Annotated in this window: 23 protein-coding genes; 16 read left to right on the top strand and 7 right to left on the bottom strand. The window is 60.4% G+C overall.

From position 1 onward, the window contains the following. The first annotated feature begins 53 nt into the window (after positions 1-53). Positions 54-1,598 carry an L-arabinose ABC transporter ATP-binding protein AraG gene (gene araG, locus POF45_RS07810; protein ID WP_259495611.1) on the top strand — a complete coding sequence of 515 codons (1,545 nt, stop codon included), beginning with the start codon at positions 54-56 and terminating at the stop codon, positions 1,596-1,598. A 12-nt stretch (positions 1,599-1,610) separates the two neighbouring features. Then, positions 1,611-2,579: an L-arabinose ABC transporter permease AraH gene (gene araH / locus POF45_RS07805; protein WP_259495610.1), complete on the top strand. Its 969-nt coding sequence runs from the start codon at positions 1,611-1,613 to the stop codon at positions 2,577-2,579. Between the two features lie 976 nt (positions 2,580-3,555). On the opposite strand, the gene POF45_RS07800 is transcribed toward araH, so the two are convergent. From POF45_RS07800 to POF45_RS07785, 4 genes are all read right to left on the bottom strand, one after another. Next, the gene (locus POF45_RS07800; protein ID WP_259495609.1) at positions 3,556-3,936 is read right to left on the bottom strand and encodes a Rho termination factor N-terminal domain-containing protein; all 381 of its coding nucleotides are present in this window, start codon (positions 3,934-3,936) and stop codon (positions 3,556-3,558) included. A gap of 112 nt (positions 3,937-4,048) precedes the next feature. After that, the gene (locus POF45_RS07795; RefSeq protein ID WP_259495608.1) at positions 4,049-4,303 is read right to left on the bottom strand and encodes a hypothetical protein; all 255 of its coding nucleotides are present in this window, start codon (positions 4,301-4,303) and stop codon (positions 4,049-4,051) included. A gap of 50 nt (positions 4,304-4,353) precedes the next feature. Further along, positions 4,354-4,686, bottom strand: a complete 333-nt coding sequence (locus POF45_RS07790; protein WP_259495607.1) for a hypothetical protein — start codon at positions 4,684-4,686, stop codon at positions 4,354-4,356. Positions 4,687-4,867: 181 nt separating this feature from the next. Further along, on the bottom strand, positions 4,868-5,518 hold the full coding sequence (locus tag POF45_RS07785) for an HD domain-containing protein (protein WP_431978591.1): 651 nt from the start codon (positions 5,516-5,518) through the stop codon (positions 4,868-4,870). Positions 5,519-5,685: 167 nt separating this feature from the next. Between POF45_RS07785 and POF45_RS07780 the strand changes: the two genes are divergently transcribed. From POF45_RS07780 to POF45_RS07755, 6 genes are all read left to right on the top strand, one after another. After that, positions 5,686-6,168 (top strand): GNAT family N-acetyltransferase, encoded by a 483-nt coding sequence (locus POF45_RS07780; RefSeq protein ID WP_259495605.1) that lies wholly within the window; start codon positions 5,686-5,688, stop codon positions 6,166-6,168. A gap of 210 nt (positions 6,169-6,378) precedes the next feature. After that, a complete protein-coding gene (locus tag POF45_RS07775) occupies positions 6,379-7,371 on the top strand; it encodes a 2-dehydro-3-deoxygalactonokinase (protein ID WP_282315476.1) in 993 nt (330 codons plus the stop codon). Between the two features lie 19 nt (positions 7,372-7,390). Then, entirely contained in the window at positions 7,391-8,011 is a 621-nt protein-coding gene (locus POF45_RS07770) for a 2-dehydro-3-deoxy-6-phosphogalactonate aldolase (protein ID WP_282315475.1), read from the top strand. Between the two features lie 46 nt (positions 8,012-8,057). Further along, positions 8,058-9,206, top strand: a complete 1,149-nt coding sequence (gene dgoD, locus POF45_RS07765; RefSeq protein ID WP_090186690.1) for a galactonate dehydratase — start codon at positions 8,058-8,060, stop codon at positions 9,204-9,206. Between the two features lie 184 nt (positions 9,207-9,390). After that, positions 9,391-10,701: an MFS transporter gene (locus POF45_RS07760; protein WP_282315474.1), complete on the top strand. Its 1,311-nt coding sequence runs from the start codon at positions 9,391-9,393 to the stop codon at positions 10,699-10,701. Between the two features lie 60 nt (positions 10,702-10,761). Beyond that, complete coding sequence (locus POF45_RS07755; protein ID WP_282315473.1) at positions 10,762-11,565, top strand: IclR family transcriptional regulator; 804 nt, start codon at positions 10,762-10,764, stop codon at positions 11,563-11,565. Here the strand turns inward: POF45_RS07755 and POF45_RS07750 are convergent. Continuing rightward, a complete protein-coding gene (locus POF45_RS07750; RefSeq protein WP_282315472.1) occupies positions 11,562-12,614 on the bottom strand; it encodes an NAD(P)-dependent alcohol dehydrogenase in 1,053 nt (350 codons plus the stop codon). The two genes, POF45_RS07755 and POF45_RS07750, sit on opposite strands and share 4 nt — an antisense overlap. 192 nt (positions 12,615-12,806) lie before the next feature. Between POF45_RS07750 and POF45_RS07745 the strand changes: the two genes are divergently transcribed. Continuing rightward, positions 12,807-13,697 carry an AraC family transcriptional regulator gene (locus tag POF45_RS07745; protein WP_259495596.1) on the top strand — a complete coding sequence of 297 codons (891 nt, stop codon included), beginning with the start codon at positions 12,807-12,809 and terminating at the stop codon, positions 13,695-13,697. A gap of 204 nt (positions 13,698-13,901) precedes the next feature. Here POF45_RS07745 and POF45_RS07740 read toward each other — a convergent pair whose 3' ends face one another. Continuing rightward, positions 13,902-15,566 (bottom strand): electron transfer flavoprotein-ubiquinone oxidoreductase, encoded by a 1,665-nt coding sequence (locus tag POF45_RS07740; RefSeq protein ID WP_259495595.1) that lies wholly within the window; start codon positions 15,564-15,566, stop codon positions 13,902-13,904. A gap of 145 nt (positions 15,567-15,711) precedes the next feature. Beyond that, on the bottom strand, positions 15,712-15,900 hold the full coding sequence (locus POF45_RS07735) for a hypothetical protein (protein ID WP_282315471.1): 189 nt from the start codon (positions 15,898-15,900) through the stop codon (positions 15,712-15,714). 213 nt (positions 15,901-16,113) lie between these two features. Between POF45_RS07735 and POF45_RS07730 the strand changes: the two genes are divergently transcribed. From POF45_RS07730 to POF45_RS07700, 7 genes are all read left to right on the top strand, one after another. Continuing rightward, positions 16,114-16,863, top strand: coding sequence for an electron transfer flavoprotein subunit beta/FixA family protein (locus POF45_RS07730; protein ID WP_028620627.1), 750 nt, complete (start codon positions 16,114-16,116; stop codon positions 16,861-16,863). 2 nt (positions 16,864-16,865) lie between these two features. After that, positions 16,866-17,795, top strand: coding sequence for an electron transfer flavoprotein subunit alpha/FixB family protein (locus POF45_RS07725; protein ID WP_259495593.1), 930 nt, complete (start codon positions 16,866-16,868; stop codon positions 17,793-17,795). 80 nt (positions 17,796-17,875) lie between these two features. Next, the gene (locus POF45_RS07720) at positions 17,876-18,709 is read left to right on the top strand and encodes a substrate-binding periplasmic protein (protein ID WP_259495592.1); all 834 of its coding nucleotides are present in this window, start codon (positions 17,876-17,878) and stop codon (positions 18,707-18,709) included. Positions 18,710-18,718: 9 nt separating this feature from the next. Beyond that, entirely contained in the window at positions 18,719-19,075 is a 357-nt protein-coding gene (locus POF45_RS07715) for a DUF4398 domain-containing protein (RefSeq protein WP_282315470.1), read from the top strand. Then, positions 19,072-19,884, top strand: coding sequence for an OmpA family protein (locus tag POF45_RS07710; RefSeq protein ID WP_259495589.1), 813 nt, complete (start codon positions 19,072-19,074; stop codon positions 19,882-19,884). Before POF45_RS07715 ends, POF45_RS07710 begins: the two co-directional genes overlap by 4 nt. Before the next feature lie 211 nt (positions 19,885-20,095). Further along, positions 20,096-21,535, top strand: a complete 1,440-nt coding sequence (locus POF45_RS07705; RefSeq protein ID WP_259495587.1) for an aminotransferase-like domain-containing protein — start codon at positions 20,096-20,098, stop codon at positions 21,533-21,535. A gap of 90 nt (positions 21,536-21,625) precedes the next feature. Further along, the gene (locus POF45_RS07700) at positions 21,626-22,102 is read left to right on the top strand and encodes a translation initiation factor 2 (RefSeq protein ID WP_259495586.1); all 477 of its coding nucleotides are present in this window, start codon (positions 21,626-21,628) and stop codon (positions 22,100-22,102) included. Positions 22,103-22,248: the final 146 nt, after the last annotated feature.

Below are 22,248 nucleotides of genomic sequence, written 5' to 3'. Positions count from 1 at the left end.
TCATCGGTGGCCCCGGCAGCGGGGTCGCCCGGTCGGTGTGATGAGGTGGATGTATGCACGCGCAAGTCCAGACACACGAACAAACCCTCGGCGGCAGCTTGCGCTTCAACGGGATCGGCAAGACTTTTCCCGGCGTGAAGGCGCTGGACAGCATCAGCTTCGTTGCGTATCCAGGGCAGGTCCATGCCCTGATGGGCGAGAACGGTGCCGGCAAGTCGACGCTGCTTAAAATTCTCGGTGGCGCCTACAGCCCCAGTAGTGGCTCGCTGCAAATCGGCGAGCAGACGATGCAGTTCAAATCCACCGCTGACAGCATCGTCAGCGGCGTCGCGGTGATTCACCAGGAACTGCACCTGGTACCGGAAATGACCGTCGCCGAGAACCTGTTTCTCGGTCATCTGCCTGCGCATTTCGGCCTGATCAATCGCGGCACATTACGCCAGCAAGCCCTGGCCTGCCTCAAGGGCCTGGCCGACGAAATCGATCCGCAAACCAAAGTCGGACGTCTGTCTCTGGGCCAGCGGCAACTGGTGGAAATCGCCAAGGCCCTGTCTCGAGGCGCCCATGTGATTGCCTTTGACGAACCGACCAGCAGCCTCTCGTCCCGTGAAATCGACCGCCTGATGGCGATCATCGGGCGCCTGCGCGATGAAGGCAAAGTGGTGCTCTACGTGTCTCATCGCATGGAAGAAGTGTTCCGCATCTGCAATGCGGTGACGGTGTTCAAGGACGGCCGCTTCGTGCGCACGTTCGATAACATGAGCGAGCTGACGCACGATCAACTGGTCACCTGCATGGTCGGGCGCGACATTCAGGACATTTACGACTACCGCCCACGTCAGCGCGGCGCGGTGGCACTCAAGGTCGATGGATTGCTCGGGCCGGGACTGCGCGAGCCGGTGAGTTTCGAGGTGCACAAAGGCGAGATTCTGGGTCTGTTCGGTCTGGTGGGCGCCGGTCGTACCGAGCTGCTGCGCATGCTCAGCGGACTCACGCGCAACACTGCCGGGCGCCTGGCACTGCGCGGCCATGAATTGAAGCTGCGCTCACCCCGTGATGCGATTGCCGCCGGTGTGCTGCTGTGCCCCGAGGACCGCAAGAAGGAGGGCATCATGCCGCTCGCAAGCGTCGCCGAGAACATCAACATCAGCGCTCGCGGCGCGCATTCCACGCTCGGCTGCCTGCTGCGTGGCGTATGGGAAAAAGACAATGCCGAGCAGCAGATCAAGGCGCTGAAAGTGAAGACACCCAGCGCGGCGCAGAAAATCATGTACTTGTCCGGCGGCAATCAGCAGAAGGCGATTCTCGGTCGCTGGCTGTCAATGCCGATGAAAGTGCTGTTGCTCGACGAACCCACCCGCGGCATCGATATCGGCGCCAAAGCCGAGATCTACCAGATCATCCATAACTTGGCGGCCAGCGGCATCGCGGTGATCGTGGTGTCCAGCGACCTGATGGAAGTCATGGGCATTTCCGACCGCATTCTGGTCCTGTGCGAGGGCGCGTTGCGCGGCGAACTGAGCCGCGAACAGGCCAACGAATCCAACCTGCTGCAACTGGCTTTGCCGCGCCAACGCGCTGACGGCGTGGCGAACTGAGAGGTGACTATGATGACCATCCAAAACAAAGCACTGCCCACCCAGCGCAAACCTCTGGACCTTCGGCGCTTTCTCGATGACTGGGTGATGCTGCTGGCAGCCATCGGCATCTTCGTGCTCTGCACCTTGCTGATCGACAACTTCCTCTCGCCACTGAACATGCGCGGGCTCGGCCTAGCGATTTCCACCACCGGTATTGCCGCGTGCACCATGCTGTATTGCCTGGCGTCCGGGCACTTCGACCTGTCGGTGGGTTCAGTGATTGCCTGTGCCGGCGTGGTGGCGGCGGTGGTGATGCGCGACACCAACAGCGTGTTTCTGGGCGTGGTGGCCGCGTTGCTCATGGGGCTGATCGTCGGGCTGATCAACGGCATCGTCATCGCCAAGTTGCGGGTCAATGCGTTGATCACTACGTTGGCGACCATGCAGATCGTGCGCGGTCTGGCGTACATCTTTGCCAATGGCAAAGCAGTGGGCGTGTCTCAGGAGCAGTTCTTTGTCTTCGGCAACGGCCAGCTGTTCGGTGTGCCGGTGCCGATTCTGATCACCGTTGCCTGCTTCCTGTTTTTCGGCTGGCTGCTGAACTACACCACTTACGGGCGCAATACGATGGCGATCGGCGGCAACCAGGAAGCGGCGCTGCTGGCCGGGGTCAACGTGGACCGGACCAAGATCATCATCTTCGCCGTACACGGGGTGATCGGGGCACTGGCCGGGGTGATTCTGGCCTCACGCATGACCTCAGGGCAGCCGATGATCGGCCAGGGTTTCGAGCTGACCGTGATCTCGGCCTGCGTACTGGGCGGAGTGTCACTGAGCGGCGGGATTGGCATGATTCGCCATGTGATTGCCGGGGTGCTGATCCTGGCGATCATCGAGAATGCGATGAACCTGAAGAACATCGACACGTTTTATCAGTACGTGATCCGGGGTTCGATACTGCTGCTGGCCGTCGTCATCGACCGCTTGAAACAACGCTGATCCCCGTGGGAGCGAAGGCATCGGCCTCTCCAACATCAATGTGCCAGACAGACCGCCATCGCGAGCAAGCTCGCTCCCACATTTGTCCTGCGGTGCTCAGAAGTTAGCGTTCACCGACGATCCCCGTGGGAGCGGGCTTGCCCGCGAAGGCGTCGGCACATCTAACATCAATGTGCCAGACAGACCGCCATCGCGAGCAAGCTCGCTCCCACAGTTGATTTGTGTGTTACCCAGAAACCGTGCCCACCGACGATCCCTGTGGGAGCGGGCTTGCCCGCGAAGGCGTCGGCACATCCAACATCAATGTGCCAGACAGACCGCCATCGCGAGCAAGCCCGCTCCCACAGTTGATTTGTGTGTTACCCAGAAACCGTGCCCACCGACCATCCCCGTGGGAGCGGGCTTGCCCGCGAAGGCGTCGGCACATCCAACATCAATGTGCCAGACAGACCGCCATCGCGAGCAAGCTCGCTCCCACAGTTGATTTGTGTGTTACCCAAAAACCGTGCCCACCGACGATCCCCGTGGGAGCGGGCTTGCCCGCGAAGGCGTCGGCACATCCAGCATCAATGTGCCAGACAGACCGCCATCGCGAGCAAGCTCGCTCCCACAGTTGATTTGTGTGTTACCCAGAAACCGTGCCCACCGACGATCCCTGTGGGAGCGGGCTTGCCCGCGAAGGCGTCGGCACATCTAACATCAATGTGCCAGACAGACTGCCATCGCGAGCAAGCTCGCTCCCACAGTTGATTTGTGTGTTACCCAGAAACCGTGCCCACCGACGATCCCTGTGGGAGCGGGCTTGCCCGCGAAGGCGTCGGCACATCCAACATCAATGTGCCAGACAGACCGCCATCGCGAGCAAGCCTGCCCACATTTGTCCTGCGGTGCTCAGAAGTTAGCGTTCACCGCCCATCCCCTGTGGGAGCGAGCTTGCTCGCGATGAGGCCGTTACCTGCACCATAAATTTCTGGGTCTACCCAGCCTTGCGCAACGCCTCAATCAACGCCTGCTTACGCATCCCCGACCGTCCGGGAATTTTCTTCGCCTGCGCTTCTTTCCTCAAACTGTCGACCGTTTGCGTAGCTCGCGAAGTGTGGCTGTTACGCGAATGACCTTCACGGCTGGCCACGGCGCGGCGGGACGATTCCTGGCGATCTTCCTTCTTCGCACTGGCCGGTTTCTTGCGGCCGGAACCACCGGCACGCTCGCCGCCCCCAGACTGTTTGTTGACCGTCGCCCAGGCCCGCGCCTCGGCCTCGTCTTTGGACAGGCCTTTATGTTCGTAGCTGTCTTCGATGTGTTCGGCTTTGCGTTTTTGCTCGGCGGTGTATGTGTCTTTGCTTCCACGAGGCATGGGATTTCTCCTTGCGTCAGGACCGTGATCCGTAGGAGCTGGCGAAGCCTGCGACCTGTTGATCTTCAGAAGCCAGGACCGCAACCTGCCGCCGCTCCCACGGTGTTCAATATCAGCTATCGAGCTTGCGCGCCGCTTCAACACCCGCGGCACTCAACTTGATCGGCAGATTCAACGCATGCTCGCCAGCCTCGTTGCAGGTCACGTGTCCATGCTGGATCAGCCCACGGTCCTGCAGGGTGGCGAGGGTACTGGCCACGACTTTCTCGCCCCGATAGTTATCCAGCAGCTCTTTGCCCAAACCGCTGGGATGGGCGTGCAACAGGCGGGTCAGGACTTCTTTTTCCAGGTTCTTATCGACGTTCATGCTTACCTCTTCATGGTGATGGACAGGTCTTGCGTGCTCGCGGGCGCGAATTATTGGCCGGTGCCTTCGGAGCCCGAACCACCGGTAGTGGTTTTTGAGCCGACGCCAGGGCCGGCGTTATCGGGTGTCTGGTTGTCCGGTGTATTCATGCCGCCCTGGCGACCCATGTCGCCGCCTTGGATGCGCGGGTCGGTGCCGGTGGAAGGGGGCAGGCTGTTGTCCATGTCGGCGCCATTGGTGTTCATGTTAGGGGCACTTTGAATGGCGGGCGCTTTCGGTGGCTGGACCGGGTCTGTCGGGCCGGTGCCGGAAGCGGTGGCGGCAAATGCCGCAGAGGACAGCAGGGAAGCGAGAGCGAGGGCGGTCAATGTGGACTTGATCATGGTGTCGTCTCCAATTATTAGAGTCCTTACCTGAAGTTGGTCCGCCCTCGATTGGCATTGGTGCCTGATGAACGACGAACGGTTCAAGCCCGCGGTGTCACCCGAGCGCTATGATTCGCCGCCAGCCCAGTCGGCCCATGCCGATCAGCCGATTCAGCGCGCTGATCAGCCAAAAACGGGTTCAGTCGATGCCGATCTCTTCCTTGAACTGCTCCATGAATCCCTTTAAACGCTCATGACGAACCCGCGCCAGACGTTGTCCCGTGCGGGTCTGGAAACCATCCGCCAGGTGCAGCAGCTTGGTCTGGAAATGATCGAGGCAAAAGCGTGTGTCGTCGTAGTCCCTTTCCCTGGCTTGCGGATCGTGCGGGTCGTACAGCGCGCTGCCCATGCGCCCGGCGACGTAGAACGTGCGCGCGACACCGAGCATGCCCAGAGAGTCGATACGGTCGGCGTCCTGCATGATTTTCGCTTCCAGCGACGTCGGGGTGATATTGGCGGAAAAACTGTGCGCTTCGATGGCGTGAGCGATGGCGGCGATTTTTGAATCGGACCACGCCAGGGTGTTCAGCACCGTTGACGCTTTCTGCGCCGCCAGCCGTGAGGCCTGTGATCGCAACGGCGAGTTTTTTTCTACCGCCACGCAATCGTGCAACAGCACCGCCGCCAGCAACACCTCCAGATCGCCACCTTCTTCAGCTTGCAACAGGCACACGTTGTGCCACACCCGTTGCAGGTGCGACAGATCGTGCGCGCCGTCTTCCGAGGGTTCCAGAGCGTGGGGCAGTAGCGTATCGGCGAGTGATTGCAGCGGGGCGAAAGCGATCGACATGACCATCCTTTGACTCAAACTCATTTGTGAAAACAACACAGCCCTCCTGTGGGAGCGAGCCTGCTCCCACAGGAGAGATGTGTTCAAGCGTACTTTTTGCGTTCCCGTGTGACGGGCGCGAGTTGCCGACATAATATGGCGTTTTCCCTCCCCGACAAGGCCCGTCCATGACGATCGAAATCCGCCCGGCGACTCCCAGCGATGCCCCGCAAATTCTCGCGTTCATCACTGAACTGGCCGACTACGAACGTGCCCGCCACGAAGTCATCGCCAGCGTCGCCGACATCGAACGCAGCCTGTTCAGCGAAGGCGCCACCGCCCACGGCCTGATCTGCCTGCGCGACGGTCTGCCAATCGGTTTCGCAGTGTTCTTCTTCAGCTACTCCACCTGGCTGGGGAGTAACTGCCTGTACCTCGAAGACCTCTACATCACCCCCGAACAACGAGGCGGCGGCGCCGGCAAGACTTTGCTGCGCCATCTGGCCAAAATCGCCTGCGCCAACGACTGCGGACGCTTTGAATGGAGCGTCCTGGACTGGAACACCCCGGCGATTGATTTCTACAAATCCCTGGGCGCCCAACCGCAGGAAGAGTGGGTGCGGTATCGAATGGATGGGGCAGTGTTGCGCGAGTTTGCCGAGGGTAATTAATCGAGCCTGAAAGATCGCAACCTTTGGCAACCCCAGAGCTGTGTTCAGCCGTTTTTTGCGGCACACACCGAATCTGTTGGGGCTACCGAAGGCTGCGATCTTTTTTGTCTTTGTCCCATAGTATGGGATAGATATTTATATATTGAGATTATCCGCCTTCCGGGTTTATAGTCCAGCGCACTCACTGCCAAAAACAAAACAGGTGAAGCGATGCTGGCGCAATTGATCGCGCTCGATTGGGGGACGACCTCATTACGTGCTTACAAACTCGGCGCGGATGGCCTGGTGCTCGAACAGCGTTCGCTGTCGTCGGGGATCATGCAGCTGCCCAAAACGCCGCGACTCATCAAGGGTCAGCGTTGCGCCAATGGTTTTGAATTGGCCTTTGACGAGGCCTGCGGCGATTGGCTCGATGCGCAGCCCGAGTTGCCGGTGATTGCCTGTGGCATGGTCGGCAGCGCACAGGGCTGGCGCGAAGCGGTCTACTGCGACACGCCCGCAAACGTCGCCAATCTCGGACATTCCCTACAAGTGGTTCGCAGTCTTAGCGGTGTCGATGTGCACATCGTGCCGGGGGTGATTCAGCGTTCGCACCTGCCGAACGTGATGCGCGGCGAAGAAACCCAAGTGCTGGGCGCGCTTCAAAATCTGCGGGCCGGGGCGAACAGTGATCTGTTGATCGGCCTGCCGGGCAGTCATTCGAAATGGGTGGAAGTGGCCGATGGCTGCATCGTGCACTTCGACACCTTCATGACCGGCGAAATCTTTGCCGTGCTCAGCGAACACAGCATTCTTGGACGTACCCAGCAAAAGGGCGCGTCGTTTGACGGCCAAGCCTTTGATCGCGGGGTGCAGGTCGCACTGTCGGTGGACGGCGAGATCGGACCGCTCTCGACGCTGTTCAGTGCCCGCAGCCTGGGCCTGACCGGCGAACTCGGTGCCAGCGCCCAGGCGGATTATCTGTCTGGTCTGTTGATCGGTCATGAACTGTCGGCGCTGGCCCAGACTCAGCGACGTCGGCGCAACAGCGCGCACCTGCCGGCCGTCGTTCTCATTGGCAATGACCAACTCTGCGCTCGTTATAGCCGGGCCCTCGATGCCTGCGGTTTCGACCGCGTGACATTAGCCGAACAAGCCACCGAACGCGGCTTGTGGCAGCTGGCGGCCGCTGCCGGACTGATCACGAAAACCCCATCCCGTTAACCCTGATTGGAGCTCTGACATGCTCAAGCAAGCCCTGGCGCAAAACGGCCTGATCGCGATCCTGCGTGGCCTGCGTCCGCAAGAAGCGGTGGCTATTGGCGAAGTCCTGTACAGCGCAGGATTTCGCGTCATCGAAGTGCCGCTTAATTCCCCCGAGCCGTACGAAAGTATCCGCATCCTGCGCAGTGCGTTGCCCGCCGATTGCCTGATCGGTGCGGGCACGGTGCTGACGCCGGAACAGGTTGAACAGGTGAAGGCGGCGGGCGGTCAGGTGATCGTCATGCCACACAGCGATCCCAGGGTGTTGCGTGCCGCGAAGGCAGCGGGGCTCTATCTGTCGCCGGGTGTGGCGACACCGACCGAGGCCTTTGCCGCGCTGGCTGAAGGCGCCGATGTACTGAAAATGTTCCCGGCCGAGCAGATGGGCCCGGCTGTTGTGAAAGCCTGGCTCGCGGTGCTGCCGGCCGGGACCATTCTGGCGCCGGTTGGCGGGATTACCCCGGACAACATGCAGGTGTTCATCGATGCGGGCGTCAAAGGCTTTGGCCTGGGTTCCGGGTTATTCAAACCGGGCATGACGGTCGAGGAAGTGGCCGTGAATGCCAAGGCTTACGTCGCCGCCTGGAACGCTTTGCGTTAAGGCTCTGCACCTAACAAGAGCTGTATTGATAAGAAGAGAGCAGAAGATGAAAATCACCAAACTCACCACCTTCATCGTTCCGCCGCGCTGGTGCTTCCTCAAGATCGAAACCGACGAGGGCGTGACCGGTTGGGGCGAGCCCGTGGTCGAGGGCCGCGCTCACACGGTGGCGGCTGCCGTTGAAGAATTGTCCGATTACCTGATCGGCAAAGACCCACGCAACATCGAAGACATCTGGACCGTGCTCTACCGCGGCGGTTTCTACCGTGGTGGCGCGATCCACATGAGTGCGCTGGCCGGTATCGACCAGGCACTGTGGGACATCAAGGGCAAGGCCCTGGGCGTGTCGGTCAGCGATTTGTTGGGCGGGCAGGTGCGGGACAAGATTCGGGTGTATTCATGGATCGGCGGCGACCGTCCGGCGGACACGGCGCGGGCGGCGAAAGAAGCGGTCGAGCGCGGTTTCACGGCGGTGAAGATGAACGGCACCGAGGAGCTGCAATTTCTCGACTCCTTCGAAAAAGTCGACCTGGCGCTGGCCAACGTGGCGGCCGTACGCGATGCGGTGGGCCCCAATGTCGGCATTGGCGTGGACTTCCATGGTCGTGTGCACAAACCCATGGCCAAGGTGCTGATGAAGGAACTCGATCCGTACAAATTGATGTTCATCGAGGAACCCGTGCTCAGCGAAAACTACGAGGCGCTCAAGGAACTGGCGCCGCTGACCAGCACACCCATAGCCCTCGGCGAGCGACTGTTTTCCCGTTGGGATTTCAAGCGCGTACTCAGCGAAGGTTATGTCGACATCATCCAGCCCGACGCGTCCCACGCCGGTGGCATTACCGAAACCCGCAAGATCGCCAACATGGCCGAAGCCTATGACGTGGCGCTGGCGCTGCATTGCCCGTTGGGTCCGATTGCGCTGGCGGCGTGTCTGCAACTGGATGCGGTTTGCTACAACGCCTTCATCCAGGAGCAGAGCCTGGGCATTCACTACAACGAGAGCAATGACCTGCTCGATTATGTGAAAGACCCACGGGTGTTCGATTACGACAAAGGCTTCGTGAAAATCCCCAACGGCCCGGGACTGGGGATCGAGATCAACGAGGAGTACGTCATCGAACGCGCCGCCGTCGGCCACCGCTGGCGCAACCCGATCTGGCGGCATGCCGATGGCAGTTTTGCGGAGTGGTGAGCGCTGTCTGAATCACTGCGAACCCTGTGGGAGCGAGCCTGCTCGCGAAGGTGGCACATCCAGCAATGATGTGACTGACAGAACGCTTTCGCGAGCAGGCTCGCTCCCATAAAGACCGGTCCCCACAGGGCATCGGTGTAAGTCGCTATATCGCCTTCAATAATCATAAAAAGAGGCACACCCCATGCAACCGCAAACCCTTACCGGGCAGGCGTCGTTGGTGACGCCCAGTCGCAAGCGTTTTTTCATCATGGTGCTGCTGTTCATCACGGTGGTGATCAACTACCTGGACCGCAGCAACCTGTCGATTGCCGCCCCGGCGCTGACCACCGAACTGGGCATCGATCCGATCCACGTCGGGCTGATTTTTTCCGCATTCGGCTGGACCTACGCCGCCATGCAGATCCCCGGTGGCTGGCTGGTGGATCGGGTGCCGCCACGAATTCTCTACAGCGTCGCGCTGTTGCTGTGGTCGCTGGCCACGGTGATGCTCGGCTTTGCCGCCAGCTTCATCGCGTTGTTCGTCTTGCGCATGGCAGTGGGCGCGCTGGAAGCGCCGGCTTATCCGATCAACAGCCGCGTGGTGACGACCTGGTTCCCCGAGCGCGAACGGGCCACGGCCATCGGTTTCTACACCTCCGGACAGTTCGTCGGGCTGGCGTTTCTGACCCCGGTACTGGCCTGGCTGCAACACCAGTACGGCTGGCACATGGTGTTCGTCAGCACCGGGGTGGTGGGCGTTATCTGGGCGCTGATCTGGTTTGCGGTGTACCGCGAGCCACGGGATTTCAAGGGCGCCAATGACGCGGAAATCGACCTGATCCGCGAAGGCGGCGGGCTGGTGGATATTCAGGCTGAAACCGCTAGGGTCAAGGCGACATTCAGCTGGACCGACCTGGGCATTGTCCTGAGCAAACGCAAGCTGTGGGGCATCTACCTCGGCCAGTTCTGCCTCAACTCGACGCTGTGGTTTTTCCTGACCTGGTTCCCGACCTACCTGGTGAAATATCGCGGCATGGACTTCATCAAGTCCGGTCTGCTGGCGTCACTGCCGTTTCTCGCTGCCTTCGTCGGTGTGTTGTGTTCCGGCTTTTTCTCCGACTGGCTGATCCGTCGTGGCTACACCGTCGGCTTCGCCCGCAAATTGCCGATCATTGGCGGTCTGTTGATTTCCACGGCCATCATTGGCGCGAACTTTGTCGATTCGACGCCGATGGTGATCGCCTTCCTCGCGTTGGCGTTTTTCGGCAACGGACTGGCCTCGATCACCTGGTCGCTGGTGTCGACATTGGCCCCGGCGCGGTTGCTCGGTTTGACCGGTGGTGTGTTCAATTTCATTGGTAACCTGTCGGCCATTACCACGCCCATCGTCATCGGCTTTCTTGCCAGCGGTGATTCGTTTGCCCCGGCCATCACCTATATCGCGGTGCTGGCGCTGATCGGGGCACTTTCCTACGTGTTGCTGGTGGGCAAGGTCGAACGTATCAAGTTGTAGTCCCGCCAGTCGGGCGACCATAATGCCGCCCGTTCACTCGCTCAACGGTAAAGGCTGGATATGCAGGAAGATGCCCCGAAAATCGCCAAGGACAATGCGCCCACCGGTACTCAGACGCTGCTGCGTGGTCTGGGTGTGGTGCAGGCCGTGGCCAGTGGTGCCCGTGACCTGAAGGAAATTGCCCGTCTGATCGGCACCACCCGCAGTACCACTCATCGTCTGGCCAGTTGTCTGGTGGACGAGCGCTACTTGCGCGTGGTGCCACAAGTCGGCTACCTGTTGGGGCCGAAGCTGATCGAACTGGGTTTTCAGGCGCGCGAAGAGTTGCCGCTGGTGACGCTGGCGGGGCCGTATCTGGACGAGTTGTCGGCGTTGACCGGCGACACGGTGCACCTGGCGATTCGCGAAGGCGACGAGGTGCTGTACCTGCACAAGAATCCGGGGCGCAATGGCCCGGAAATGCGTTCGCGGGTCGGCCATCGCATGCCGTTGGCGCGCACCGGGATCGGCAAGGCGCTGATGCTCGATGACTCGCAGCAAGACTGGAAGCGGCTGTACGAAGTCAGCCTGCCGGCAGGTGGGAAAAGTCAGTTCTGGCCGCAGCACCCGGAGCAGTCCTGGGAGCAGTTTCAGCAGCGCATGGTTGAGTACGTGGCGGGCGGTTATGCGTTCGATCTGGAAGACAACGAACCGTCGATTCGTTGCGTGGCGGCGCCGATTCGCGATGCCAGCAAACGCATCGTCGCCGGTATCAGCATCGCCAGCACCGTGCCGTACATGCCGCTGGAAAAAATGGCCGAGCTGATTCCCCTGATCAAAGGCGTCACAGCCCGGCTTTCGGCGGAGCTTGGCTTGAAGGTTTAGACCTTGAGCGTCGCCATGTCGATCACGAAACGGTACTTCACATCACCGGCGATCATGCGGCTGTAGGCCTCGTTGATCTGGCGAATGTCGAGCATTTCGATGTCGCAGGTGATGTCGTGTTCGGCGCAGAAATCCAGCACTTCCTGGGTTTCTGCAACGCCGCCGATCAGCGAGCCGGCCAGTACGCGTCGGCCCAATACCAGTTTGGCCGCGTGCACTGGCGGATCAATCGGTTCGATCAGACCCACCAGAATGTGCACGCCGTCGAAACGCAGGGTATCGAGGTACGGATTGAGGTCGTGTTGCACCGGGATGGTGTCCAGAAGGAAGTCGAAATGACCGGCGGCGGCCTTCATCTGTTCGGCATCGGTGGAGACGATCACATGATCCGCGCCCTGACGACGACCTTCTTCAGCCTTGCTCGCCGAGCGGGTGAACAGCGTCACTTCAGCGCCCATGGCCTTGGCGAACTTGATGGCCATGTGGCCGAGGCCGCCCATGCCGAGAATCCCGACCTTGTCGCCCGCCTTGACGCCGTAGTGCTTGAGCGGTGAGTAGGTGGTGATGCCGGCGCAGAGAATCGGCGCGGCGGCGGCCAGGTCGAGCTTTTCCGGGATGCGCACCACGAAGTGCTCGCTGACCACGATGCTGTCGGAGTAGCCGCCCATGGTGTTGCTGCCATCGACCCTGTCCGGGGTGGCGTAGGTCATGGTCGGACCTTCGAGGCAGTATTGTTCAAGGTTGGCCTGGCACGCTTCACAGCTGCGGCAGGAGTCGACCATGCAACCGACGCCGACCAGATCGCCGACCTTGTGCCGGGTGACATTCGTACCGATGGCGGTCACTTTGCCGACGATCTCGTGGCCCGGCATCAGCGGGTAAACGGCAATGCCCCACTCGTTGCGCGCCTGGTGGATGTCGGAATGGCAGACGCCGCAATACAGGATCTCGATCGCCACGTCGTCAGCCCGAGGGCTGCGGCGTTCGAACTTCACAGGGGCGAGGGGAGTGGTGGCCGATTGAGCGGCATAACCGATGGCGGTGTACATGAGGAACCTCGCAAAAGCAGTGACAGTTGAGGTGGGCCATTCTGTGCGCGGTATCGGGCAGCGGCCATGGCGATTCCTCCGGGTGTCATGCCTATTCCTCCGGGATAAGCGTGCGATTGGTCAAATGGGTCTTCAGACCTGCGATGATGCTTTCATCCCTTTTTCCATGTCTTTTTCTGTGAAGTGTTGCCCATGTTGTTGACCCGTCACCTTGATGCCAATGCCACGCTGGTGTCCCTGGTCCAGCCCCTGACCACCCGTGACGGCTTCGCCCCCACGGCGTTGCCGGGCGTGCAGGTATTGCGCGCCAGTTGCGATGTAGCCCGTGGCCCGCAGATCTATGAACCGAGCCTGGTCATCATCGCCCAAGGCAGCAAACTGGCGTATCTGGGGCCGCGCAGGCTGGAATATGGCGCCGGGCATTATCTGATTCAGGCACTGCCGGTGCCGTTCGAGTGCGAGACATTTGCGGCGCCGGACGGGCCGATGCTGGGGGTTTCCATTGCCATCGACCGGGTGGTACTCGGCGAACTGGTGTTGGCCATGGGCCTGGCGCCGGGGCGGCATATTGCGGCACAAACACCGGAGTCGATGACCTCGGCGGTACTCGACGATGCCATGCGTGGCTGTGTCGAGCGGCTGTTGCGCTGCCTGCACGATCCGCTGGAATGCCAGATCATGGGTCAGGCGCGGTTGCGTGAATTGTTGTTCGTCGCCCTGCGCGGGCCGCAGGCCGATGTGTTGCGCGCACTGGTGGAGCAGCAGGGGCAGTTCGCACGGATCGCGGCGTCGCTCAACCACCTGCACGGGCATTTCACCGAGCCGTTGAACGTAGAGACGCTGGCCAGTTGCGCGAACATGAGTGCGTCGACCTTTCACGAGCATTTCAAGCGCAGCACGCTGTTGTCGCCAGTGCAGTACCTCAAGCGTCTGCGCTTGCTCAAGGCGCAGCAATTGCTGCTGGGCGAAGGGCTGGGCGTGGCGCAGGTGGCGCATCGGGTGGGGTATCAGAGCACGTCGCAGTTCAGTCGCGAGTACAAGCGCTATTTCGACCGCAGTCCGGGGGATGAGCGGGCTGCCTGACACGCCCCCCCGATGATCCCTGTAGTCCACTACCCCCTGTGGGAGCGAGCCTGCTCGCGATAGCGGTCTGTAAGTTACATTGATTTTGGACGTGCCTGCGTCATCGCGAGCAAGCTCGCTCCCGTATTGGTTTTGTGTCGTTGCCACAATTGCAGGCAACAAAAAGGCCCCCATGTCGGGAGCCTTGTTGTTCAGCGCTCAGGCTTACATGTTCGGGTAAGTCGGGCCGCCAGCGCCTTCCGGTGCTACCCAGGTGATGTTCTGCGAAGGATCCTTGATGTCACAGGTCTTGCAGTGCACACAGTTCTGGGCGTTGATCTGGAAGCGCTTCTCGCCGTCTTCCTTGGTGATCACTTCGTACACGCCGGCCGGGCAGTAGCGCTGGGCAGGCTCATCGTACAGCGGCAGGTTCTTGCTGATCGGGATGCTCGGGTCGGTCAGCTTCAGGTGGCATGGCTGCTCTTCTTCATGGTTGGTGCCAGAGATGAACACCGAGCTGAGTTTGTCGAAGCTGAGTTTGCCGTCCGGTTTCGGGTAGTCGATCTTCTTGCAGTCGGCCGCCAGCTTGAGGCAGGCATAATCCGGTTTGGTGTCGCGCAGGGTGAACGGCAGTTTGCCGCCGAAGATGTTCTGGTCGAGCCAGTTGAATCCGCCGCCGACAATGGCGCCGAACTTGTGGATCGCCGGGCCGAAGTTGCGGCTGGTGAACAGTTCGTCGTAGAGCCAGCTCTTCTTGAACGCGTCGACGTAAGTGGTCAGTTCTTCTGTGCCGTCTTTCTCGGCGAACAGCGCCTGCGCCACGGAATCAGCGGCGAGCATGCCGGACTTCATCGCGGTGTGGCTGCCTTTGATCTTGGCGAAGTTCAGGGTGCCGAGGTCGCAACCGATCAGCGCACCGCCCTTGAAGACCATTTTCGGCAGCGAGTTCAGGCCGCCTTTGGCGATGGCACGCGCGCCGTAGCTGATGCGCTTGCCGCCTTCCAGGTACTGCTTGAGCACCGGGTGATGCTTGAGGCGCTGGAACTCGTCGAACGGCGACAGGTAAGTGTTGCTGTAGGACAGATCGACGATCAGGCCGACCACCACCTGGTTGTTTTCCAGGTGATAGAGGAACGAGCCGCCGGTGTTCTCGGTGCCCATGATGTCCAGCGGCCAGCCGGCGGTGTGTACCACCAGGCCTGGTTGATGCTTGGCCGGGTCGATTTCCCAGATTTCTTTCAGGCCGATGCCGTAGTGCTGGGCGTCGGCTTCGCTGTCGAGGTTGAAGCGCTTGATCAGCTGCTTGCCGATGTGGCCACGGCAGCCTTCGGCGAACAGCGTGTACTTGGCGCGCAGTTCCATGCCTGGGGTGTACAGGCCTTCTTTCGGATGGCCTTCGCGGTCAACGCCCAGATCGCCGGTGATGATCCCGCGGACCACGCCGTTTTCGTCGAACAGGGCTTCCTGCGCGGCGAAGCCTGGGTAGATTTCCACGCCCAGGTTCTCGGCCTGCTGGGCCAGCCAGCGGCACAGGTTGCCCAGGGAGATAATGTAGTTGCCTTCGTTGTGCATGGTCTTGGGCACAAGGAGGTCAGGGATTTTCTGCGCGCTGTCGGCATTCTTGAGCACGAAGATGTCGTCGCGGGTCACTGGCGTGTTCAGCGGCGCGCCGAGCGCTTTCCAGTCCGGGAACAGTTCGTTCAGGGCGCGGGGTTCGAAGACAGCGCCCGAGAGGATGTGCGCACCGACTTCGGAGCCTTTTTCGACCACGCAGACGCTGATTTCCTTACCGGCTTCGGCGGCCTTCTGCTTCAGGCGGCAGGCGGCGGACAGGCCAGCGGGGCCGGCACCGACGATGACCACGTCGAATTCCATGTATTCGCGTTCCACAGGCTATCTCCTACTCAAGGCTCAACAGTTTTTTTTCTAATTGGAGGTTTGGCGTTGCATCCATTATTTCCTTCGTGAAAGTGCTGAAGGAGGCAATGGATGACCCACCTTTCTCTCTGGGTGGCGCATTATATCTACACCACTCTCAGCGTCCAATACAAACGTTTGTTTGAATTGGCTCAAAGCCAGAGAAATCAAAGAAGCGCGGCTTATGAACGGCCATTTTGCCGTATTGACCGGAATAGGCGTTCCGGTCAAGATACGGGCGGTTTTGCGCATCCCGTAGGCCGACTAAAGGCTTCAGGAGCACCTCTAAAGACAGGGCGATGGCCATAAACGGTGATGAGCCGCGCGCTTTTGGCGCGCAGTTTACACGCCACGATAATGAATGACTTGTCGGTCACCACTGACGAACGGTCATCACCCTTCGTGAACGATGTCACCCATTCAGATGCCAGCGTTTTTAGAGGTGCCCTTGCACCGACGAGCATCAACCGCCAGGTTCGCCTAGGCGACTTTCTTTTCACCGGAGAGTAACGAGGAATCCATGAAGGTTCTTGTAGCTGTCAAACGCGTTGTGGATTACAACGTCAAGGTTCGCGTCAAGGCGGACAATTCCGGCGTCGACCTCGCCAACGTGAAGATGTCGATGAACCCGTTCTGCGAAATCGCAGTGGAAGAAGCCGTGCGCCTGAAAGAGAAAGGCGTTGCGACTGAAATCGTCGTCGTCTCGATCGGCCCGACCACTGCACAAGAGCAACTGCGCACCGCGCTGGCTCTGGGTGCCGACCGCGCCATCCTCGTCGAATCCGCTGAAGATCTGACCTCGCTGGCCGTCGCCAAGCTGCTCAAGGCTGTTGTCGACAAGGAACAGCCTCAGCTGGTGATCCTCGGCAAACAAGCCATCGACAGCGACAACAACCAGACCGGCCAGATGCTCGCGGCATTGAGCGGTTACGGTCAGGGCACGTTCGCCTCCAAGGTTGAAGTGTCTGGCGACAGCGTTGCCGTGACCCGTGAAATCGACGGCGGCGCGCAAACTGTTTCCCTGAAACTGCCGGCCATCGTCACCACCGACCTGCGTTTGAACGAGCCGCGCTATGCGTCCCTGCCAAACATCATGAAAGCCAAGAAGAAGCCTCTCGAAGTGCTGACTCCGGACGCTTTGGGCGTTTCCACCGCCTCCACCAACAAAACCGTGAAAGTCGAAGCGCCCGCTGCACGCAGCGCGGGTATCAAGGTCAAGTCGGTGGCTGAACTGGTCGAGAAACTGAAAAACGAAGCGAAGGTAATCTAATCATGACTATCTTGGTAATCGCTGAACACGACAACAAGGTTGTGGCTCCGGCCACCCTGAACACCGTGGCCGCTGCCGCCAAAATCGGTGGTGATATCCACGTTCTGGTCGCTGGCCAGAATGTTGGCGCCGTCGCTGAAGCCGCTGCGAAAATCGCCGGCGTGGCCAAAGTGCTGGTGGCCGACAACGCCGCCTACGCGCATCAGCTGCCGGAAAACGTAGCGCCGCTGGTAGCCGAGTTGGGCAAAAGCTACAGCCACATCCTGGCTGCCGCGACCTCCAACGGCAAAAATATCCTGCCGCGCGTTGCCGCGCAGCTGGACGTTGACCAGATCTCCGAGATCATCTCGGTCGAAAGCGCTGACACCTTCAAGCGCCCGATCTACGCCGGTAACGCCATTGCTACCGTTCAGTCCAACGCTTCGGTGAAAGTCATCACCGTGCGTGCCACCGGTTTCGACCCGGTTGCCGCTGAAGGTGGTTCGGCTGCCGTTGAAGCCGTTGCCGCTGCCCACGACGCTGGCACTTCCAGCTTCGTTGGCGAAGAGCTGGCCAAGTCCGATCGTCCGGAACTGACCGCTGCCAAGATCGTCGTTTCCGGCGGTCGCGGCATGCAGAACGGTGACAACTTCAAACACCTGTACGCCCTCGCCGACAAGCTGGGCGCTGCTGTTGGCGCTTCCCGCGCTGCGGTCGACGCAGGTTTCGTACCCAACGACATGCAGGTCGGTCAGACCGGCAAGATCGTTGCTCCACAGCTGTACATCGCCGTCGGTATCTCCGGCGCGATCCAGCACCTGGCCGGCATGAAAGACTCCAAAGTGATCGTTGCGATCAACAAGGACGAAGAAGCGCCGATCTTCCAGGTGGCCGATTATGGCCTGGTGGCAGACCTGTTCGAAGCAATTCCCGAGCTGGAGAAGCTGGTCTAATCCAGCGGCTTCACTTATAAAGAGCCCGGCCTTCTGGTCGGGCTTTTTTTTGCTTTGGATTTGAGTGGGAGCGTTTTGCCATGGATCTGCGCCGCTGGTGGGCTTGCATGCTGTTACCGGGTTTGATCGTGTTGCCGGGGCTGTCGATGGCGGCGGGCAAGTGCGAGCGGCTGGTCGTGACCGGCAGCCCGGACGCGCCACCGTACCTGTGGCAGGACCCGCAAGATCCCAAACACCTGATCGGCGCCAGTGCCGATCTGTTGCAGCAAGTGGCGGGGGAGTTGGGCATCAAGGTCGAACTGCTTTACGCCGGCAAGCGTGCCCAGGCGCTGGATGAAGTGCGCAGCGGGCGCATGGACATGCTCGCCGACGCGCCGTTGACGGTCACAGAGTTGGAGTCCCTGGATTACATCCATCCGCCACTGCTGCAAAACGACTACCTGGTCTGGACCCGCAAAGGCTCGACGCTGCCCTATACCGACGCGAGCGATCTGCACGGCCATCCCGGCGCCGTATCGGAAAAGGCCCGGATGACGGCAGAGTTCGGCACATTCGCCGAGCAGCAATTGACCTTGGTGCGCACGCCCAACCTGACCCTGGCCTTTCAGAAGTTGCTGCTGGGCGAGGTCGACTATGTGCTGGCCGGGCGTTACTCGGGCATGGCGACCGCACAGAGCCTGGGCATGGCCAACGACCTGCTGGCTTTTACCCAACCGGTCGACAAACCCGGCCTGTTCCTGGCGGTTTCCCATAACTCGGCCTGCAACGATCCGTGGCTGCGCGGACAGCTGGCCAAAAAGATGACAGAATTGCCCGCGTCCGGACTGACGGAGGCTGCGCTGCTGCGCAATATCGAGCGTTGGAAAACCCAAGTCTCCCAGCGGCAACCCCCCGTCAGTACCCCAAAACAGTAGGGATTTTTAGTGAGTATTCGACCTCTTTTCGCTGCCCTGGCCGTTCTGGCTCTGGCGGGTTGTGCAGCCGATCCGGCGCCGAATGAACAGATACGCTTGGCCGAACAGGCCATCGAACAGGCCAAGGCCGTGGGTGCCACCACCGACGCCGTGCCCGAGCTGAAGCTGGCCGAGGACAAGTTCAACCGCGCCAAGGGCAACATGGTCGACGAGTCCTTCAAGAACGCGCGCATGCGGGCCGAACAGGCCGAGCTGGACGCGCGTCTGGCCGAAGCCCGGGTTTTGACCCTCAAGAGCCAGGAGCAGTTGAACGTCCTCGACACCCGCATCGCTCGCCTGCGCAAGCAACTGGGAGATGCCCAATGAGCCTCAAGTCCAAAGCCCTCGGTGGTTTGATCCTGGCGAGCATGGCCAGCCTCTACGGTTGCGCCGGTCAGCACAGCGAAGCCGCCTTGCAGCAGGCCAGCGCCGATTTCCAGAAGGTCAAGGAAGACTCCAGCGTGCTGCGCATCGCGCCCAAGGATGTGATCCGCGCCGGTGAATCACTGGCCCGCGCTGATCGGTTGTCCACTTATTGGGGCAGCGGCGCGGATGTCGAGCAGTACGCCTACCTGAGCCGGCGTTACAGCGAAATTGCGCGTGAACACACCAATCAGGTGCTCAACGAAGAGAAGGCGGCAAAGCTCGAACTGGAGCGTCAGCGCTTACAGTTGGCCCTGCGCGAATCCAAGTTGCTCAGCGTGCAGCAGCAGGGCAAGTGGCTCGAAGAACAGATCGTGGCGTTGGCCACCACCCAGACCGAGCGCGGTCTGGTGATGACCCTGGGGGACGTGCTGTTTGATACCGGTGAAGCGGAGCTGAAAAACTCGGCGAATCGTGTCGTGCTGAAAATCGTCCAGTTTCTGCAGCTCAACCCCAAGCGGGTAGTGCGCATCGAGGGCTACACCGACAGCACCGGCGGCAAACAGGAAAACCTCAAGCTGTCCCGCGACCGTGCGCAAGCGGTGGCGGACGTGCTGATGGATTTGGGCATCGAGGACAAACGCATTCAGGTCGAAGGTTATGGCGACGAATACCCGGTGGACGTGAACGCTACCGAGCGTGGGCGTGCACAGAACCGTCGCGTGGAAATTGTGTTCTCCGACGAAAAAGGCCAGCTCGGCGCCGCCCGCTAAGGACGGCGTTACTGGAAAGCCCGGCTTGCCCTGCAACGCCGGGTTTTTTTACGCCTGTCGATCAGTGCTCACTGCCTGAAAAAACGGTACAGTTTTTTCTGTCACTGCACTGTACGGTCGACTATTGTGGCAACTGTCCCCGTACACTTCTAAACTGTTCCGGTATTGTTTCACACAAAAATAAAATGCCCGTGAAATCGAGTGCTGCGTCATGACCAATCTCTTGCTGTACCAACGTATTGCTCAACAGCTGGCCGAAGATATCCGCCGCGGTGTCTATCAACCCGGCGAGCGCGTGCCATCGGTGCGCAAGATGAGTTCGCAGCTCAACGTCAGCCACGCGACAGTGTTGCAGGCATACGCGAACCTGGAAGACCAGGGGCTGATCCGCGCCCGTCCACAATCGGGTTACTACGTGCACCAGACCCCGGCCCTGACGGCGCCGACCCCGGACATTGCACGGGTCGAGCGGCCCGGCCTGGTCACCCGCAGCAGCATCATTCAGCAAGTGTTGGTCGAGTCGCGCCGCGAAGGCGTTTTCCCGCTGGGCGCGGCGGTGCCGAGTGTCGATTATCTACCGGTGCGAGCTTTGCACCAGCAACTGGCCAAAGTCACCCGTTTCCATAGTCCTCGGGCGTTCAGCTACATGTTCAGCCCCGGTTTCGAGCCGTTGCGCCGTCAGGTGGCGATTCGCATGCGCGATGCTGGCGTGGTGGTCGACCCCTCGGAAGTGGTGATCACCCACGGCTGCGTCGATGCGTTGCAGATGTCGCTGCGGGTACTGACCCGACCGGGCGATCTGATCGCCGCCGAGTCGCCAACCTATTACGGCTTGCTGCAACTGGCCGACCTGCTGGGCCTCAAAGTCATCGAGATCCCCAGCGATCCAGCCACCGGCATGAGCCTTGAAGCCCTGCAACTGGCGGCCAACCAGTGGTCGATCAAGGCGCTGGTATTGACCACGCGCCTGAGCAATCCACTGGGTGGCACCATGCCCGAAGAGCGGCAGAAACAATTGCTGCGCCTGGCCTCGGATTTCGATATCCAGATTGTCGAGGACGATATCTACGGCGAGCTGATGTTCGAACAGGGTCGCACCAAGTCCCTCAAGGCCTATGATCGGCTGGACCGCGTGATCTATTGCTCAAGCTTTTCCAAAACCCTGTCGCCGGGTGTGCGGATCGGCTGGATGATTGCCGGCAAGTATCAGCAGGAGATCCAGCGTTTGCAGACGTTCAGCACCCATTCGGCGTGCAGCGTCACGCAAATGGGCATTGCGGCGTATCTGGAGAACGGCGGCTACGACCGGCACTTGCGCTACATCCGCCAGGAATACCGCAAGAACCTCAGCGCCTTTCAACTGGCGGTTCAGCAATACTTTCCCGAAGGCACGCAAATGACCCGGCCTACGGGCGGTTTCATTCTGTGGGTCAGCCTGCCGGGACGGGTCAATACCCAGGAATTGCATGTGCGGGCGTTGCAGCAAGGCATCAGCATCGCGCCGGGGTTGATCTTCAGTAATACCGAGCAGTTCAACCACTGCATCCGCCTGAACTGCGGCATTCCGTGGAACCGTGAAGCCGAGCGGGCGTTGATGACCCTCGGGCTGCTGGCGACCCAGCTGTGCCAGGAGACCTCCAGCGGTTTTTGACTGGCCAGGCAGTTCATGAACTGCCCGCGCTTGTCATGTCGCGCGCAACAGGCGAGCATATGGCCCTCTGCCGTTAGTGTCGTAGGGTCCATGAAAACGATTTTTTCTGCCGCCTGGTTGTCGATCTGTCTATTGACCACTGTTCTGCCGGTCTCTGTCATGGCTGCGACTGTCCCGGATAAACCGGCCACGGACAGCGCCCAGACAGCGCCGAAGAAGCCGGTCGCGACGAAAAAAACGGCCCCGGCGACAAAGAAAGCCGCCGCGGTGAAGAAACGCGCGCCGATTGCGTCCAAATCGAAACCCGCCAGTGAAGTGGCAAAAACCAGATTGCCAGCGGCCAAGCTCGATTTGCGTCTGCCGCCGGAACTGGTCAAGGACATGAAACCGGTGGGCACCGTGCAACTGCCCCGCCACGATGCGGTGTTGCCGCAAATGTTTGGTGAAAAGAGCAGTCCGTTCCAGCTCAACGGTCGCCTGCTGAGCAACGAAATGCAGCTGCAACTGCGTAACGAAGAGCGTCGCGATGTTGAAGGCGCGGCGCTGGATTTCGAATTCAAGCAATAAATCCTTCCCGAGCGTGACCCACAGACCAGACGCTTTGTCGGAGACTGGTCAGTCACGTTCGTTTAAGCGTAAAAACCCGGGCGCAGGTAATTTAAAACGACCGTTTTAGCGGTTACTCTGTGCATAGGGGGCGTTCTCAATCAGTT

This window comes from Pseudomonas fungipugnans, assembly GCF_029955235.1.
GTDB classification, from domain to species: Bacteria; Pseudomonadota; Gammaproteobacteria; order Pseudomonadales; family Pseudomonadaceae; genus Aquipseudomonas; species Aquipseudomonas fungipugnans.
This window is presented reverse-complemented; position numbering and strand designations above follow the sequence as displayed.

Coding starts and splice junctions, on each gene's coding strand:
- araG (WP_259495611.1), top strand. CDS start 54: ATGCACGCGCAAGTCCAGACACACGAACAAACCCTCGGCGGCAGCTTG.
- araH (WP_259495610.1), top strand. CDS start 1,611: ATGACCATCCAAAACAAAGCACTGCCCACCCAGCGCAAACCTCTGGAC.
- POF45_RS07800 (WP_259495609.1), bottom strand. CDS start 3,936: ATGCCTCGTGGAAGCAAAGACACATACACCGCCGAGCAAAAACGCAAA.
- POF45_RS07795 (WP_259495608.1), bottom strand. CDS start 4,303: ATGAACGTCGATAAGAACCTGGAAAAAGAAGTCCTGACCCGCCTGTTG.
- POF45_RS07790 (WP_259495607.1), bottom strand. CDS start 4,686: ATGATCAAGTCCACATTGACCGCCCTCGCTCTCGCTTCCCTGCTGTCC.
- POF45_RS07785 (WP_431978591.1), bottom strand. CDS start 5,518: ATGTCGATCGCTTTCGCCCCGCTGCAATCACTCGCCGATACGCTACTG.
- POF45_RS07780 (WP_259495605.1), top strand. CDS start 5,686: ATGACGATCGAAATCCGCCCGGCGACTCCCAGCGATGCCCCGCAAATT.
- POF45_RS07775 (WP_282315476.1), top strand. CDS start 6,379: ATGCTGGCGCAATTGATCGCGCTCGATTGGGGGACGACCTCATTACGT.
- POF45_RS07770 (WP_282315475.1), top strand. CDS start 7,391: ATGCTCAAGCAAGCCCTGGCGCAAAACGGCCTGATCGCGATCCTGCGT.
- dgoD (WP_090186690.1), top strand. CDS start 8,058: ATGAAAATCACCAAACTCACCACCTTCATCGTTCCGCCGCGCTGGTGC.
- POF45_RS07760 (WP_282315474.1), top strand. CDS start 9,391: ATGCAACCGCAAACCCTTACCGGGCAGGCGTCGTTGGTGACGCCCAGT.
- POF45_RS07755 (WP_282315473.1), top strand. CDS start 10,762: ATGCAGGAAGATGCCCCGAAAATCGCCAAGGACAATGCGCCCACCGGT.
- POF45_RS07750 (WP_282315472.1), bottom strand. CDS start 12,614: ATGTACACCGCCATCGGTTATGCCGCTCAATCGGCCACCACTCCCCTC.
- POF45_RS07745 (WP_259495596.1), top strand. CDS start 12,807: ATGTTGTTGACCCGTCACCTTGATGCCAATGCCACGCTGGTGTCCCTG.
- POF45_RS07735 (WP_282315471.1), bottom strand. CDS start 15,900: ATGGCCATCGCCCTGTCTTTAGAGGTGCTCCTGAAGCCTTTAGTCGGC.
- POF45_RS07730 (WP_028620627.1), top strand. CDS start 16,114: ATGAAGGTTCTTGTAGCTGTCAAACGCGTTGTGGATTACAACGTCAAG.
- POF45_RS07725 (WP_259495593.1), top strand. CDS start 16,866: ATGACTATCTTGGTAATCGCTGAACACGACAACAAGGTTGTGGCTCCG.
- POF45_RS07720 (WP_259495592.1), top strand. CDS start 17,876: ATGGATCTGCGCCGCTGGTGGGCTTGCATGCTGTTACCGGGTTTGATC.
- POF45_RS07710 (WP_259495589.1), top strand. CDS start 19,072: ATGAGCCTCAAGTCCAAAGCCCTCGGTGGTTTGATCCTGGCGAGCATG.
- POF45_RS07705 (WP_259495587.1), top strand. CDS start 20,096: ATGACCAATCTCTTGCTGTACCAACGTATTGCTCAACAGCTGGCCGAA.
- POF45_RS07700 (WP_259495586.1), top strand. CDS start 21,626: ATGAAAACGATTTTTTCTGCCGCCTGGTTGTCGATCTGTCTATTGACC.